Origin of the sequence: Psychrobacter alimentarius (assembly GCF_001606025.1) — a bacterium.
Lineage (GTDB): Bacteria > Pseudomonadota > Gammaproteobacteria > Pseudomonadales > Moraxellaceae > Psychrobacter > Psychrobacter alimentarius.
The window spans coordinates 641,572-657,257 of record NZ_CP014945.1 but is presented as its reverse complement, the minus strand read 5'-3'; the positions used below and the strand labels follow the sequence as shown (position 1 = coordinate 657,257).

Sequence of the window (15,686 nt, the reverse complement as noted above, 5' to 3'; positions counted from 1 at the left end):
TAAGACCATGTTAGTCATGATCTTAGATTGTCATTCAATTAGCTAAAATGTGTAGAGAAAGTATTGTAGTTATCAGCTTTCACGAATTTAGCTGGGTTTTCTAAATCTACACCATTGCTATCTTTGCTTAAAGCCTTGAAGTGTTCAATACCACAATCAATCTTGGCCTTTTCAGCTGCTCTCAAATCATCAGAAAAAATGCTTGATTTGGTTTCAACCACAAAGTATAGCTGCTCACCCATCTCATCATCTTTATCAATCAGTACAGCCCAGTCAGGGTTATAACTACCTAATGGCGTATCAATCTTAAACCAAGCAGGTAGTTTAGTATAAAGTTTAACTTCTGCTGATTGCTCAAGTTTCTCAGCAAACTCGAACTCAGTATTAGAATCACAAACGATGTAATCATAAACTGACTTGTGTGCTTCAACCATATTTTTTAGATAACCTGTTAGCTCTTCTTCTTGAAACAGTTCTTGAGCATAATAATTATCATCACCAATGCGCTGATATGAGATACCATCAACAATCGCTAAACGCATTTGTTTGCGAATGACTTCCGCACACTGCTGAATAAATAGTTGTGGGTTCTTCTTAAATGCTTCGAGCTTATCGCCCAAACCAAGTAGTATATAAATTATCGTTGAGCGTGTTAGATTCGTTTGAGACTCTAAATAAGTGACAATATCAGGGAGCTTAAAGTTCACCTCTAGCACACCTTGTTTGTCTTGAACCTTATTGCCCTCTAAATCTAAATCAGAGATCAGAAGTCCAGATTCAGCAATTTCAACTCTTCGTTTTTTCGACTCATACTTAACACTAGAGACAACAACAGATGCTCTAATCTCTTTGATACACTTCTCTACAAGCTCACTAACGCTAAAATTCACTCTATAGGTAGTTTTGTACTTGATACGATCCCAAAGGGCTTTAAAATCATCCCCTAGTACGACTTGCTTACCGTCTTTCTCCTTAAGCTTAGCAGTCTTCTTTTCCTCATGCTTCTTGATATTCAAACCTCTTGCAACTTTTGTTAAAGTAGCAAGAATAGCTTCAGTATGCTCTTTTGCATTTTCTGGTAGAACGACCGTATTATCAGCTAAATCGATTTTTAGAGAATCTTGAATTTTACCTTTGTTATTGATATAGCCATGACTTTCAAGATGCTGATAGATCTCTTCTGATTTTTTTGCACCGAGAAATTCTTTATCATTATGCCCATCGGATATTACGATATTGGCAAACTGATGTTTTTCTACCACACCAAACTTAATACCTTCTTCTTCTTCAATTTCTTTCTGGAACTTAGTTACAAACTGATCATAAGATTCGTTTACCATAACTGTTAGTGTATTTACTTCAAAACCGTAAGGGACTCGCTCACCCGACTGATCTACAGCTAGACGCAAACCACGACCAACTTCTTGGCGCTTTTTAGTTTCAGACTTGGTTTCGTTTAAAGTACATATTTGGAATACGTTTGGATTATCCCACCCTTCTTTTAGAGCAGAGTGACTAAAGATAAAGCGCAGTTTCTCATCCATTGAGAGTAACTTCTCTTTATCTTTCATAATGAGGTTATAAGCTGACTCATCAGCAATAGTTTTACCACCTTCACCTTTTGCTGAAAGCTTAGATTCTGCAAATAACGGATTTCCTAGAGCGTCTTTCTTTCTATCTTGCGCAAAGTAACCATTATGAACAGAGCTTGCCAACTCCTTTAGAGCTTGTTCATTGATAATTGACTTTCCAGAATCATCCTTATCCCATACTGAAGGATATAAAACACGATACTTTGGTCTTTTAAGCTGTTTTATAAACTCTTCTTCAAACCAACTGGCAAACTTACCTTGTACAGGCACACCATCTTTAGTGTACCCACGGTAATTGGCTACTTTATCAATAAAGAATAGACTAAGAACTTTAATTCCTTTTTGGCTAAGAACTTTAGAGTGATCCATTGGATCAACTCCAGTGGTAATTTTTCGATAAAACTTTAGTTCTTTTTCTAGATGCTCTTCTACTGTTTTTGATACTTGCAGTCGTTTGTAAGTGTCTTGATCAACTTCACCGATAGCCTGATTGAGTTCTATGATGTCATCACGACTAGTAAAATCAATATACTCACTGCCTTCCTCACAATAAATCTCATTGATCATGTAACCTTCGTAGAGGTCCCGTCCACCAGAGGCTTCGAATAAGTCAGTACCGGCTTTTACTGTAATAGATTTACGAGGCTGCAACTTACCTGTTTTGGTCTGAGCATCGATTTCAATTTTTGCAGTGATTGGTGACTTCTTGTTATCAACACTAAGAAGCTTGATATAGGCTTGATTATGGTTATCTTTAATTTCTAATGAAGCAACTTCAATTTGCTTTACCAATTTACGCTCAAAAGCATCCCTCGAATCCAGCTTATAGAGTTTATTAAAATCCTCATTCAAGGTAGCTGAGTAGCGAAATGTACATAACGGATTTAAGCTAGCAATCGCTTTTTTACGGTTGGCTGTAGAAGCTACTGACTGAGGTTCATCAATGATTACTATTGGATTGGTAGCCCGAATAAACTCAATTGGTTTCATGCCATTAAGTCGATCATCTGTACGGTGAATTAAGTTAGCAGTTGATTCTTTTTCAGGGTCGACAAATGACTTACTGAAAGCGTCAATATTGATTACCATAATCTGAATATAATCATTAGTAGCGAAATTCCTTACCTGATCTCGCTTTGATGAATCATATACGAAGTAATCATACTGGATATTTTTATATTCTTTTCTGAAATGTTCTTCTGTGATTTGCAAAGACTTATAGACACCTTCCTTAATGGCCACCGAAGGAACAACAATAATAAATTTAGTTAAGCCATAACGCTCATATAGCTCAAATACGCTACGCAGGTAAACGTAAGTCTTACCTGTGCCTGTTTCCATATCAATAGTAAAATCGAGACTAGGAAGTGCTTGTTTGGTTGTTTCTGTCTGCGGGAGCCCGTTCAACAGCTGAACATTGCGAGTATTCTCATACAGTTCTTCTGGTAGCAGACTGAGTGCATTAGCGACACCAATATCGTTATTCTTGGCAAATAAGCCTAACTGTTGGTTCGCTAAGGCCCTGCTCGCAACAGAGAAATTTGATTGAAAGGTTTCTTGGCCCTCAAACACACCCACAACAGCGCTAACCGCATCTTTTTGATGAGCAAGGTCAGGATTAAACTTTATTTTCATTTCAGACATGACTTATCCTTTAGATGCTTTTAACATCATCAATACCAGCTTGTTTTAAGATCTGAATGGCATTTGTTTTCACGTTGCTATCAGCAAAACCTGCATCTTTAAATACAACCTGAGTTGTTTCTGGATCTAACTCATCTTTTAACTTGGCAATGCCTTCAACTATTTCACTCGTGATTCCATCGTCTAAACACACAATCAATGCCCCAGCTCCAACAACAAAGACCTGCTTGCCATTAATAACTTCCGTTTCTACTGGGACTGTGAGCTCAATACCGTATTTAAGTAAGATCTCATAAAGAACGTCTTCGTTTGAGCGATCAGATTTGATAGACTCGGTTGCTTGTCTTAGAACACTTTCTAAATTATCAAAGTCTGCATCCCAAGGGCGAATATTGGTTTCGTCTAACTTAAATACTTTAAAGCCAATATCCAAATCAGAAAATGTTCTTCTTAGTCTTTCCTTAGCAACATCAGCGACGGTAATTAAATTTAGTTTTTGTGCAATTTTTCCATGAGGCTTGTTAGTATCAATTACTTCTGGCAATTGAATAGAAATTGTTTTCGCTTGTTGATTTAAAGCAAGTGAGCATGCAGTGCTACCTGAACCTGCAAAAAAATCAAGACAAATATCATCTTGGGTTATGCCTACTAACTCAGCTAAACGGCTAATTAACCTCATAGGCTTAGGTGTATCAAAAGGAGCTTCACCATTAAAAGCGTCTTTTATCTCTTTCGACGCTTCTCTAGTAGTTCCTACGTCTTTTCCAAACCAAATAGTCTCAGGTGTTCTACCATCTAAACTATCTAAATATATCTTCCTCGTAAATTTAGTCTCATCTTCATTGAAATAAATTTCACCAGAATCAATTTTACTTTTTAAAGTTTCTTTACTCCATCTCCAGCCATTTTCAGGAGGTGAAATTTCTTTTCCGCTAGGAGTAATTACAGGATATTTAAGGTTTGGACGATAGAGTGCATTTCTAACATCACCTTTTCTCCAATAGCCTCTCGGATCATCGTCAGGATTTGAATAATTTTTATTATCCTCATCTGTTCTTTCTAATGAGCATAACTCGAAATCTTCTGATTTTTGATAACATAGAATATGATTATGATGTACGGAAAATATACCCGAATAACCTTTTGGTTGTACACTATGCTGCCAAATTATATTCGCTAGAAAATTGTTCTCACCAAATATTTCATCACATAGTTTCCTTAAATTAACTACTTCGTTATCATCAATTGCTATAAAAATAGCACCATCGTTAGAGAGTAAGTTTCTTGCTAGTTTAAGGCGAGGATACATTAAGTCTAGCCACTTTGAATGGTATCTACCTGACTCGTCTCTGTTCGTTGAGAAGCTATTACCATCGGAATCAACTTGATTGGTTAATTTTAAATATGATTTAATTCCATCTGAAAAATCATCATCATATACAAATTCATTACCAGTATTATATGGAGGATCGATAAAAATCATCTTCACTTTTCTATGGTAAGATTTTTGCAGTAGCTTAAGCACTTCAAGGTTATCACCCTCAATAAATAAGTTTTCTGTCGTATCCCAGTTTATGCTTTCTTCCTTGCTAGGCCGTAGTGTGCCTGTTGAAGGTGTTTGAGCAATTTGACGTGCCTTATTCTTACCATTCCATGTGAAGTTGTACCGCTCCTCTGAGTCATCAACCTCTGCTCCTAGAACTGCTTTAAGAGCCTCAAAATCAATTTTATTTTCAGAAAAAACATCAGGAAAGATCTCTTTAAGCTGTTCAATGTTTTGCTGTGTAATATCTAAGCTTTTCGCTTCTGGGCTATCGCCAGTAATTTTTTCCATTTCGCTTCCTATATACTTTTAACATCGTCAACACCAGCTTGCTTTAAGATCTGGATAGCATTTGTTTTCACGTTGCTATCAGCAAAACCTGCGTCCTTAAATACAACCTGAGTTGTTTCTGGATCTAACTCATCTTTAAGCTTCGCAATACCTTCGACTACTTCACTTGTGATGCCATCGTCTAAACACACAATCAATGCCCCAGCTCCAACAACAAAGACTTGCTTTCCATTTACAAATTCAGTCTCTACTGGGACTGTGAGCTCAACACCGTATTTGAGAAGAATCTCGTAAAGTACATCTTCGTTTGAGCGATCTGCTTTTATGGATTCAGTTGCTTCCCTTAGAACACTTTCTAGATTGTCAAAGTCAGCATCCCAAGGACGGATGTTTGAATCACTTAATTTTAAACACTTAAAAGAGCAGCCTGCTTTTCTTAATCTAGCTCTAGTTACGTCAGTTATATTTTCATACCCCAATCTATATGCATTGCTATTTGAGTTAGACTTTTCAGGTAATTGAACCAAAATGAAGTTATAGTCGTTCAAATCATGAGCCGCATGTGCAGTAGTTCCAGATCCAGCAAAAAAATCCATAACAAGGTCACCACTTTTGCAGTGCATCTCTATCAGTTTTTTAACAAGATAAGTTGGTTTAGGAAAATCGAAAGGACTTTGCCCATCAAATAAAGCCTTGAGCTCATTTGTACCGTTCTGATAATTAACTTCTTTTTCATCAAATATAGACTTCGGTTTGGTTCCTTTCTTTTCGCCACTATGAGAATTGAGATAGTCTTTAGTAAATATATCCCAAACGCTCTCTCCATTTCTTTGTACTAATTTAGCTATGATTAAATGAATGTCTTTATTAAACTTAGTCTTCGACCACCTCCAAGTACCATCTTCACCTGTAGAAGGTTTTATGGGATAAATAGCTTGTCCGCCGTTATCTTCTAATGAGACACTACCATCTGTGGTTACGTAAATTGGATAGTAAAGTAAGGGTCTTTGTTCTCTTCTCCAAGAACCTCCCCTGAGTCTTAATCCGAGTAAGCGATATGCTCCTCCTTCATCCTTCAAATTATATTCACTGACCATATCGTCACTGAGAGATACACTAAACGATGAGATGACATCAATATCTTTTGCAAAGCAAAGTATATACTCATGTTGATTTGCAGAAAACTCATTTGACTGGCTGCCACGTGGATTGCTCTTTACAATGAAGTCACCACAAAAGTTATTCTCACCAAATATTTGATCACACAATGCCTTTAAGTTAAAAACTTCGTTACTATCAATAGAAATAAAAATTACACCATCATCACTAAGTAAGTTTCTAGCAAGTTTCAATCTTGGATACATCATATTAAGCCAGTCAGAATGATAACGTCCTGAAGTGTCAGAGTTTGTACTGAACTTATTGCCTTGATCATCAACTTGATTTGTCTGCTCAAGGTAGTTCTGTAGGTTATCTCTGAAATTATCTTTATATACAAAATCTTTACCTGTGTTATAAGGAGGGTCAATATAAATCATCTTCACTTTTTTATGATAAGATTTCTGTAGTAGCTTGAGCACCTCAAGGTTATCGCCTTCAATAAATAGGTTTTCTGTCGTGTCCCAGTTTACGCTTTCTTCTTTGCTAGGCCGTAGTGTACCTGTCGAAGGCGTTTGAGCGAGTTGACGAGCCTTAGTCTTACCATTCCATGTGAAGTTGTACCGCTCTTCTGAGTCATCAACCTCTGCTCCTAGAACTGCTTTAAGAGCCTCAAAATCAATTTTATTTTCAGAAAAAACATCAGGAAAGATCTCTTTAAGCTGTTCAATGTTTTGCTGTGTAATATCTAAGCTTTTCGCTTCTGGGCTATTGCCAGTAATTTTTTCCATTTCACTCATTTCTGTATATACCCTTTAGGCCTGTTTATTAGTCTATAGTTATACTGCCACTGTTCTAATAGAGATAACTAAGCTTGTATTCTTAGGTGACTCACCCTACTTCAACTCATTTCTAATAGCAGCAATTTCTTGTTTTATCTTTTGTGCCTCTACATTAAGACGTAACTTTATATTCATCTGCATTTCTTTTTTTAACTTATTTCTGATACTCGCTAGTTCTGCCTCCAACCCTTCTAATTTCTGAAGTAAAGCTGTTTTATCTTCGTTACTCTTCTCAGAAAAATCCGAGCTAGCTAACTTTGTATTTTGTTCAATATTTAGTTGCGCTTCAGGCTTACGATCACTTTGAGATATTGAAGAGTTCTTTGATTTGTATATCCCAGAAATCCTACTGGTCTTTAACCCTATTAGCATTGAGATAAGATCTTGATAGAGCTCAAAATAATTAAGACTTGAGACGTTCACCAAAGAGAAGTCATTAAGAAAATCGTTTTCGTTAGCACTTAGTTTTTCTGGATGCAACCAATCGCTGTTATAAATATGCTCAATGACCAGCTTGGTTTTATCAGCTTGGTTAATCCGCTTGTCAGCCAAGCTAATTGCTAAATTATCCTGCAGCTCAATCAATAAAACTACTGGATAAGGAATTAAGGTATGCAATAGCTTAGTTATATTTGTGAGTCTGTCTTTGTGCTTCTTACCAGCTTTTAGCACAACACGTATTACCGCTACTTCTAAGTATTCAACTGTATCAGTCACATACATAGAAATATTAACTGTGTCTGGCTTCAGGGTATTGCGCCATTCTATAGATTGAATAACATCCGTGACTAACTTTTTATCATGACTACTAAGCTCATTGTTATCTATGAGCATTTTTTTAGTGATGCGTGTACCGAGTAATGTAGACTCAGGAAGTTTTAAGTGGTCACATACCTTGTCTATCAACCTGCCACGAATTTGAGAATCATCTTTTTCTTCAGCAGCTCGAAAATCTACATATTCCATTACAAGACAACCATATAACTAATCACTTCAAAGTCATTCACGTTTTGAGTGCTAGATGCTGATAAGACTGTTCCGCCTCTATTAAACAAGCTCACAGCACCAATCTCTTCGCTTTTACCAGCAATATTCTCCACTGCTTTCGATAAAAGATTTTGATAATGTTTCATCTGTTTACCATTTTTAGTTCTGCTAGCAAACTCTTGATAAGCTGTACTGGACTGGCTAATCTCGGTTAGCTCTGACCCTAGCTTTTTACATAGATCAAGAATATTCTTGGACTGAGTAAAGGAAAGTAAAACCTCTTCTTCATCAGAGACATAAACAAGATAGTAAGGTGCGAGAGAATAGCTGTCTTCAACTTGCACTTTACCCTTGATATCTTTTAGACAGAAAATAACACCTGGTTCAACCTCATCCTGTAATCCTGCAAACTGGCTTGATTCTGATTCAAATGCTTCTTTAGATATAATCACAGGAGCGAACAAACCAATTGGAGTTTGCTCTAGCAAGCTAGTATTATCTTGCTCATTATTACTAATAAAGCCTGTTAAATCCATTCTGAAGTCATTGAGAGTGAGATCTGTGATTGATACCCCACCAGATATTTCCTCAAGGTCTACGACGGCATTTTGAAGCTGTTCAAGCTGCTTTCTGCGATACTCAAGGTCATTCATCCCTTTGTTTATTTTTGGGTCTTGCTCAATTATATTTTCTTCACCTGTTGCTGAGATATCAAGTAAGACCATTCGACCACTAACTCTAGCTTCAAGATTAATATACTCATCTAATTCCATGTTTGGCCAAAAGTTAACAAGCTGAATGACATCATTGGTTGAACCTAAACGATCAATACGACCAAAACGCTGAATGATGCGAACTGGATTCCAGTGAATATCATAGTTGATGAGATAATCACAGTCCTGAAGATTCTGACCTTCTGAAATACAATCAGTAGCAATTAAAATATCAATCTCTTCTTTAAACTCAGGGAATACTTTGTCACGTTCTTTCGATTTAGGTGAGAAGTGAGTAAGAAGACTGTTCAAGTCTGTTTTGAACTTCTTACCATCAGGTCCACGTAAAGTCGTTTCTGTACGTTGCCCTGTGATAATGGCTGAATGGAGACCTAGCTCTTGCTTGGCCCATGGAGAAATATTTTTATATAGGTACTCCGCTGTATCAGCAAATGCTGTAAAAATGATTACTTTTTTATTATTTCCGTTTATTGGGTTTTTACATTTATCAGAATAATTACTTTTTAGCATTAATAGCTTTGCATCTCGTGCTGCATCTATACTTTTAGATACACGTAGGATCTCTTGAAGAAAAACACTATCTGCTTCTAGATCTTGAGTGAACCTTATTAAATCCATATCTTGGATACGAACTTTTGTTTTATTACCTATTAGGTATGGCGCTAACTCCGGAGATTCAAACTCTAGATCATCGATTTCTTCAATTGATGGAGCTGCAAACTCTTCTGTTTCCTCACTCATCAGATTGGAGTCAAAATGCTCTATTTTTTCTAGCAACACATTCACTTGCGTCAATAATTTTTCTAGTGTTAATGTGAACGAGTGAATGGAGCTTTCCATACGCTTCAATAAGTTAATGCGGATAAGATGGATCAAGCTTTCTTCGCGATCAATCTGTTTAAATACACTTTTTCCGCCTTTAACTTCTTGATCATACCTTCTGGCGTATTCAGCTTTTTTATCGACTCTGACGTACTTTATTGGTGAGTAGAACGCTAATGAGAGCCTACGGATATTTTTATTTACTTCTTCTAAAGGTGGGAACTGATCCTTTAGGTCTATTGAAGCCTTAAGGTTGATTGGTAGCAGACGTGTAGGGAATTTCCCCATGTCTGAGGTGCCATAATACTTTTCAATATGTTTACGAGAACGAGCAATAGTATAAATATCAAGCAACTTAAAATAATCAAAGTTCATTGAATCAAGCAAATCTTTTGAAGTACGCTCATCAGGATCTTGTTCCGCCCATTTTGAAAACCTTGTTTGCGCTTGCCTTAATGTTCCTTCAATACTGCTAATACCATGATCTAGCAAAGCATGGTCATTTGCTTCAGTAATAAAGGCAACTTGGTTTTTCATATCATTCAAGCGGTTATTTACTGGTGTGGCAGAAAGCATCAGTACTTTCGTTTTTACGCCAGCTTGGATGATATCCTCAAGTAACCTTTGATAGCGATTACGCCCATCTTTTTTAGGATTATTATTTCTAAAGTTATGAGACTCATCAATTACGACTAGGTCATAATTACCCCAATTAATAGTTTCAAGGTTTATATCTCCTGAGAACCCAGTGGTACGACTCATGTCCGTATGGTTTAGCACATCATAATTAAAACGGTCACTTGCAAGTAGGTTACGCTTATCGTTCTGTGTATAGATCAACCAATTATCACGCAATTTTTTTGGACAGAGCACTAAGACCTTATCATTACGAAGCTCATAGTACTTAATTACAGCAAGTGCCTCGAATGTTTTACCTAAGCCTACACTATCAGCAATAATACATCCGTTGAAGTGTTCTAGCTTATTGATTGCACCTAACACGCCATCCTTTTGAAACTTATAGAGCTTATTCCAGACGATAGTATCTTTAAAACCTGTTTTTATTTTCAAGATCTTATCTTCTTGTAGCTCACCAATAAAGCCTTTAAAGATACTATACAAAGTAATAAAGTAAATAAATTGGGGTGTTTGGTCCGAAGTTAGCTTTGCTAATTCTGCTTGATAAAGCTCTTTAGCTTCTTTGACTTGTGCTTTACTACTCCAAACTCGATTAAAGAATGCAAGCAACTCTTTAGCTTGGTCAGCATTTGCAAGGGTTATCATATCAAAACCCTTAGATTCAGTTAGACCCAGACCTTGACCGTTAAATTGGGCCCCATTGATAGCAACTGATTCAAATATTGAATCTACATGTATGACATGTTGATGAACGGCACCAATCTGTTGAACCAGTCGAACTGAAACTTTTTTCTCTAACCAACTTGCAAACTCTTGAGCTACTGCCTTTTGTTTTAGCTGATTACGAAACTTGTTTTCTAAAGCCGTACCATTTAACGCACCAAATGGAGACTCATTATCTGATGAGCTTAAATAATCAAACCCTTTAGCTTGAGAGAAGAGCAGCCGAGCTGAATCAACTTTATCAAGTAATTCTTTCAAATATTCATATGCATATATAGAAAAAAGGCCTGTCATTACCGATAGCTTGTCATCATCTTGGATCGAACTAATAAGAGTGTCTGATACTTTTTCTACTACGTTATCTATTAGCATACTGATTAGATACCTTTATCTTTAAATTTCATTTCTTATATTAATTGCGTGTTTATGACACGTTTTAGCTGTTTTTCTATCATCTATTCGGGCAAACTGCCCTCTTTGATAGCCGCATACTTCTCAACAACGGCTTCTTTATGATCACTCAATATGCACTCTAAGCGGTGTAATAAGGTAAAAGGTAATATCACACGCCCAAACTGTGCCCATTTGGAATCACCGCGCAATAGGTCAGCAACTGTTCAGATGAAAGCCGCGGTTTGAGAGTAATTATGAGTGGTCATAGGAGCGTCTTATTGTTTGAGATGGGATAATAAAAATCGTAATCGAAATATAAAAATTAAAGCAAATGAATGTTTGGTAAGATGCTTGGAATTATATCAGTTCTTTGATAGGTGAGTTATAGGGATGTCAGGTAATGAGTATAGAAACTTATTATAGGTAATAGCTCGATTCGCTAATAGATAGGATATGGTTCTCGCTTCACTTTAAATTGTAATTATTGTGCTCGTTTTCGCTCGTTGTTGCGCGCCCTTTACCCCATTTTCGCGCGCAATAAAGGTTTTTTTATAATTTAATAGTCAATAGATACAATGACTTATATTGTTAACCCATTTTTAAAAGGTAAAAACGAGCGAAAATGAGCAATAATATGCGCGAAGCGAGCACATTTGCGCAATAGCGGATATATTCACTTATCATTTTTCAAAATTATATTAGGATTACTTTATGAAAAGAATTGGCTTCACCCTACCTTTAGTGGCCGCCCTCTTATTATCAGCTTGTGATAGTACCAACAATCAAACCGATAAGAGCCGTAACGATCAGGCGCCTGAAAAAAGCGACATTCAAACTAATAATAAGGTGAACACACCAGCTCTTGAAAAAATTGAAAACGCTTCTAAAGAACCAACTGAAACAGTTAGTAATGATAATCATAAAAAAGACATCATTAAATTTTTATATCGCGATGCTGTGCTTTCATTAAAAAATAACCCTAACGCTGAAGACTTAGATACCTTATTTGCTTACGCAGATAAAGACTTACAAAATGCTATTGCTCTTGTTAAAGCGGATTCCATGAATACTTATGATGGCTATGCTGATGAAATTTCAGACTGCAGTGAAGTTCGTTATATCTTGAACTTAAGCGTGGGGAACGGCTATTCAATAGATGAAGCGGCTGATGTAAAATATAAGGTGCTAGATAATGGTAATGTGCGCGCTAGTATCTTGCTTGACGGTGATGAAGATATTGCAGACAGTGATTTTAACAACTACAAGGACTTTTCATTGAAGTGTTCTGATGAAGGCTGTAAGATTACTGATATGCTTGATAGTTATGGAGACTCCGCATTGCAAGCAGTAGAATTAGCTTGCAGATAAAGAATAATAAGTTAGCGAAAATTCTCTACAGAAGACATCATGATAAATACATTTATATATCTAATGAACGCCTACTTCTATCAAAATTGGTGGGCGGAGTATTCTGATACTAAAGTGAATGACGCAGATGTAATCATTCACTTTGCAAGTAAGGAAAATTTAGAGACTTTGAACAGCTTAGTTCAAGATTTTGAATATATAATGGAGAACAATCTCGCAAAAACAACTTTTGAAGCTAACAGCTTTGACTTCAACCCTTTACTATATGGTTATTCTAGTGAGCAAGTATGGGTTGAGTCAGCTTATAAGATATTAATTGCTAAAATCAGATAACTCACTTTCATTAGCATAATTATTTTGTAAACAGCTAAGAGTAAGTTACCACGTTATAAGCCAAGAGTAACAACTACAAAATGTTGTTAAATCCGTTGTTAAAATAATTTAAAATATATTCGAATCCTTTTAAATTAAAGGGTTACAGGTCTATGATTGACTCCCGCCGAGCGCACCAATCACCGTATTTACCCCTTTCCTAGTATTACCCTAATGACTCACTTATACCCAAATCTATTTGTGTATTTTGCCGTGTGTCTATCATTCTAAAATTCCGCTAATATTAATCTATTTCATATCTTGCAAGTTGGCCGTCAGTTGTGCGCGGCTAGGTACACGGTGATAATTAATCACAGGCACGCTGCCAAGACGTCGCTGGCCTATGGCAACCTTCTTATCCATCGTAATCATCGCAACTTTCTGGTCTTGCTGGCTGAGCAATAAATGATTTGCCTTGCGAGTGACTCGATAATTAGGGAAATACTGTTTTAACAAAGCTGACGTCTTTTGTAGACCATCATTAGCAGTGGTTTTAGTCTGTTTTGATTGCCCGCTATAAGATGTCTCGCCTGCTTTGACGCCACGCGACTTTGCCAATAACCACAAGGCTGCGATCACAACGAACAATATGACAAGCCACCAAATTCCGTCTATCATGAGAAAAAATATCCATTATTAGCAAGGGTTGGCTCATGTTAGCAGAATTATCACCAGCGTTAATAGCAGAAGTACAAGATGCAGCCAAACTATTGGTATCAAAACAGCGCATTTGTATTTTAACTGGTGCTGGCATCTCAGCAGAAAGCGGCATTCCTACTTTTCGGGATAAGCAAACTGGCTTATGGGAAAACTATAAGGCAGAAGATTTAGCCACACCAGAGGCATTCTCTCGTGACCCAGCACTGGTCTGGTCATGGTATCAATGGCGCCGAAAATTGGTCGCGAATAAAAAACCCAATCCCGCACACAAGGCCTTAGCATATTGGCAACGACGCGCAAGAGCCAACCATCAGCAACTAACCCTCATCACTCAAAATGTGGATGATTTGCATGAGCAAGCTGGTAGTATCGTGACTCATCTGCATGGCAATCTGGCACTTAATCGTTGCAATCAATGCCAGACACCTTATAAAAGCACATCAGACAATTTACATAGTAGTGAAGTTTTACATAGCAGTGACGTTGATGCGATTGACGCTGAGGCATTGATCACTTGTTCGCACTGTGATGGTTATATCAGACCAGATATTGTTTGGTTTGGAGAATCGTTGCCAGTACAAGCATGGCAGACCGCAGAAGAGGCTGCTGCTGATTGTGAGATGTTTATCAGTATTGGTACATCCAGCCTCGTCTATCCTGCTGCTGGATTGTCACAGTTAGCCAAGCAAAATGGCGCTAAGGTTATCGAGATAAATCCAAACCCAACGCCGAACACCATCGTCGATATCATCATAAAAGAAAAAGCAGGGTTGATAATGCCCTTGCTAGTAAAGCAAATCACTGGCTCATAAGTAGAAAGGTATTTGTAGAAGATGACGCTAGATAAGTGATGGGCAGTTTAAAACAGTAGCACTAAAAAAGGCTTAACGGTTTATATCAGCCATTAAGCCTTTTTTATGTTTACTCAATTAAATGCGACTAAGTCAGAAATCAAACGAAGTTCATTGTAGAGCAAGATCAACTTTTGCTAAATAGACTTCTTTTAACTCGTCACTGATAAATGCTGACTTAAACGAGTTTTTTACCAAGGTCACAATATCATCTTCTGACAGTTCAATATTTTCGTGTAAGTTGATAAAATTTTGATTCATATAGCCTTTGAAATACGCTGGATCATCAGAGTTGACACTGACATTTAAGCCATAATCCAAAAGCTCTTTGATATTGTGCTCTTTATAAGTTTCGAAAACCTTGAGTTCAATGTTCGAATTCGGACAAACGGTGAGCGGCATTTGCTCGTCTTTTAGACGCTGCATTAACGCGGCACTTTTTATAGATTGCACACCATGATCAATTCTGTGAATACTCAATAAATCCAATGCTTCATAGATGTACGAAAAATCGGCTTCTTCGCCTGCATGAGCGACCAATTTAAAGCCTGCTTCTTTTGCCTTCTTGAACACGTCTTTAAATTTTGAAGGTGGATTGCCAAGCTCTGAAGAGTCCAGACCTACACCGATAATATCATCTTGATATTTGAGTGCCGCATCCAACGTTTCAAATGCGTCTTCTTGTGATAAGTGTCTTAAAAAACACATGATAATACAAGAAGTGATGCCATATTTGGCTTTGGCATCCTGTAGCGCTTCTTTAATGCCTGTAATGACTACATCAAAAGGAACGCCTCTGGCGGTATGCGTTTGTGGATCAAAAAATATCTCAGTATGGATGATATTGTTTTCGACACACTTCAAGATATATTCCCACGTTAGGTCATAAAAATCGTCTTTTGTGAGAAGGACATTAGCGCCCGCATAGTAGATATCTAAAAAGGTCTGTAGATTGGTAAAATTATAGGCGTTGCGTACATCTTCTATATCTTTATAAGGAATGTCTACTTGGTTCTTTTTGGACAACCTAAACATCAGCTCAGGCTCTAGAGAACCTTCTATATGTAAATGCAGCTCAGCTTTTGGTAGTTTCTTTATTAAATCAATCATAGTGTTCCAGTACTGGT

General features: G+C 37.1%; 11 protein-coding genes. 3 read left to right on the top strand and 8 right to left on the bottom strand.

What is annotated here, in order from left to right; all coding sequences use genetic code 11:
* Positions 1 to 38: 38 nt before the first annotated feature.
* The 6 genes from A3K91_RS02710 to A3K91_RS14180 form a co-directional block, all read right to left on the bottom strand.
* The gene (locus tag A3K91_RS02710; protein ID WP_062843907.1) at positions 39 to 3,236 is read right to left on the bottom strand and encodes a type III restriction-modification system endonuclease; all 3,198 of its coding nucleotides are present in this window, start codon (positions 3,234 to 3,236) and stop codon (positions 39 to 41) included.
* Between the two features lie 10 nt (positions 3,237 to 3,246).
* Positions 3,247 to 5,070 (bottom strand): site-specific DNA-methyltransferase, encoded by a 1,824-nt coding sequence (locus A3K91_RS02705; protein WP_062843906.1) that lies wholly within the window; start codon positions 5,068 to 5,070, stop codon positions 3,247 to 3,249.
* An 8-nt stretch (positions 5,071 to 5,078) separates the two neighbouring features.
* Positions 5,079 to 6,959: a site-specific DNA-methyltransferase gene (locus tag A3K91_RS02700; RefSeq protein ID WP_208855353.1), complete on the bottom strand. Its 1,881-nt coding sequence runs from the start codon at positions 6,957 to 6,959 to the stop codon at positions 5,079 to 5,081.
* Between the two features lie 105 nt (positions 6,960 to 7,064).
* Positions 7,065 to 7,976 carry a DUF4391 domain-containing protein gene (locus tag A3K91_RS02695; protein WP_062843904.1) on the bottom strand — a complete coding sequence of 304 codons (912 nt, stop codon included), beginning with the start codon at positions 7,974 to 7,976 and terminating at the stop codon, positions 7,065 to 7,067.
* The gene (locus A3K91_RS02690) at positions 7,976 to 11,287 is read right to left on the bottom strand and encodes a helicase-related protein (RefSeq protein WP_062843903.1); all 3,312 of its coding nucleotides are present in this window, start codon (positions 11,285 to 11,287) and stop codon (positions 7,976 to 7,978) included. Before A3K91_RS02690 ends, A3K91_RS02695 begins: the two co-directional genes overlap by 1 nt.
* A gap of 83 nt (positions 11,288 to 11,370) precedes the next feature.
* Entirely contained in the window at positions 11,371 to 11,517 is a 147-nt protein-coding gene (locus tag A3K91_RS14180; protein WP_416231964.1) for a type I restriction-modification system subunit M N-terminal domain-containing protein, read from the bottom strand.
* A 502-nt stretch (positions 11,518 to 12,019) separates the two neighbouring features.
* Here A3K91_RS14180 and A3K91_RS02685 point away from each other — a divergent pair.
* Together A3K91_RS02685 and A3K91_RS02680 are read left to right on the top strand one after the other, a co-directional pair.
* Complete coding sequence (locus A3K91_RS02685) at positions 12,020 to 12,676, top strand: hypothetical protein (RefSeq protein WP_062843902.1); 657 nt, start codon at positions 12,020 to 12,022, stop codon at positions 12,674 to 12,676.
* A gap of 39 nt (positions 12,677 to 12,715) precedes the next feature.
* Positions 12,716 to 13,009 (top strand): contact-dependent growth inhibition system immunity protein, encoded by a 294-nt coding sequence (locus A3K91_RS02680; protein ID WP_062843901.1) that lies wholly within the window; start codon positions 12,716 to 12,718, stop codon positions 13,007 to 13,009.
* Positions 13,010 to 13,297: 288 nt separating this feature from the next.
* On the opposite strand, the gene A3K91_RS02675 is transcribed toward A3K91_RS02680, so the two are convergent.
* Positions 13,298 to 13,666, bottom strand: a complete 369-nt coding sequence (locus A3K91_RS02675; protein ID WP_062843900.1) for a hypothetical protein — start codon at positions 13,664 to 13,666, stop codon at positions 13,298 to 13,300.
* A gap of 35 nt (positions 13,667 to 13,701) precedes the next feature.
* Between A3K91_RS02675 and A3K91_RS02670 the strand changes: the two genes are divergently transcribed.
* The gene (locus tag A3K91_RS02670) at positions 13,702 to 14,520 is read left to right on the top strand and encodes an SIR2 family NAD-dependent protein deacylase (protein WP_062843899.1); all 819 of its coding nucleotides are present in this window, start codon (positions 13,702 to 13,704) and stop codon (positions 14,518 to 14,520) included.
* 150 nt (positions 14,521 to 14,670) lie between these two features.
* Here A3K91_RS02670 and A3K91_RS02665 read toward each other — a convergent pair whose 3' ends face one another.
* A complete protein-coding gene (locus A3K91_RS02665; protein ID WP_062843898.1) occupies positions 14,671 to 15,669 on the bottom strand; it encodes an adenosine deaminase in 999 nt (332 codons plus the stop codon).
* Positions 15,670 to 15,686 lie beyond the last annotated feature (17 nt).

Bases quoted from the DNA above. Each gene is read 5' to 3' on its own strand.
- A3K91_RS02690 (WP_062843903.1), bottom strand. From the start codon at position 11,287: ATGCTAATAGATAACGTAGTAGAAAAAGTATCAGACACTCTTATTAGT.
- A3K91_RS02680 (WP_062843901.1), top strand. From the start codon at position 12,716: ATGATAAATACATTTATATATCTAATGAACGCCTACTTCTATCAAAAT.
- A3K91_RS02700 (WP_208855353.1), bottom strand. From the start codon at position 6,959: ATGGAAAAAATTACTGGCAATAGCCCAGAAGCGAAAAGCTTAGATATT.
- A3K91_RS02675 (WP_062843900.1), bottom strand. From the start codon at position 13,666: ATGATAGACGGAATTTGGTGGCTTGTCATATTGTTCGTTGTGATCGCA.
- A3K91_RS02665 (WP_062843898.1), bottom strand. From the start codon at position 15,669: ATGATTGATTTAATAAAGAAACTACCAAAAGCTGAGCTGCATTTACAT.
- A3K91_RS02695 (WP_062843904.1), bottom strand. From the start codon at position 7,976: ATGGAATATGTAGATTTTCGAGCTGCTGAAGAAAAAGATGATTCTCAA.
- A3K91_RS02670 (WP_062843899.1), top strand. From the start codon at position 13,702: ATGTTAGCAGAATTATCACCAGCGTTAATAGCAGAAGTACAAGATGCA.
- A3K91_RS02710 (WP_062843907.1), bottom strand. From the start codon at position 3,236: ATGTCTGAAATGAAAATAAAGTTTAATCCTGACCTTGCTCATCAAAAA.
- A3K91_RS02685 (WP_062843902.1), top strand. From the start codon at position 12,020: ATGAAAAGAATTGGCTTCACCCTACCTTTAGTGGCCGCCCTCTTATTA.
- A3K91_RS02705 (WP_062843906.1), bottom strand. From the start codon at position 5,070: ATGGAAAAAATTACTGGCGATAGCCCAGAAGCGAAAAGCTTAGATATT.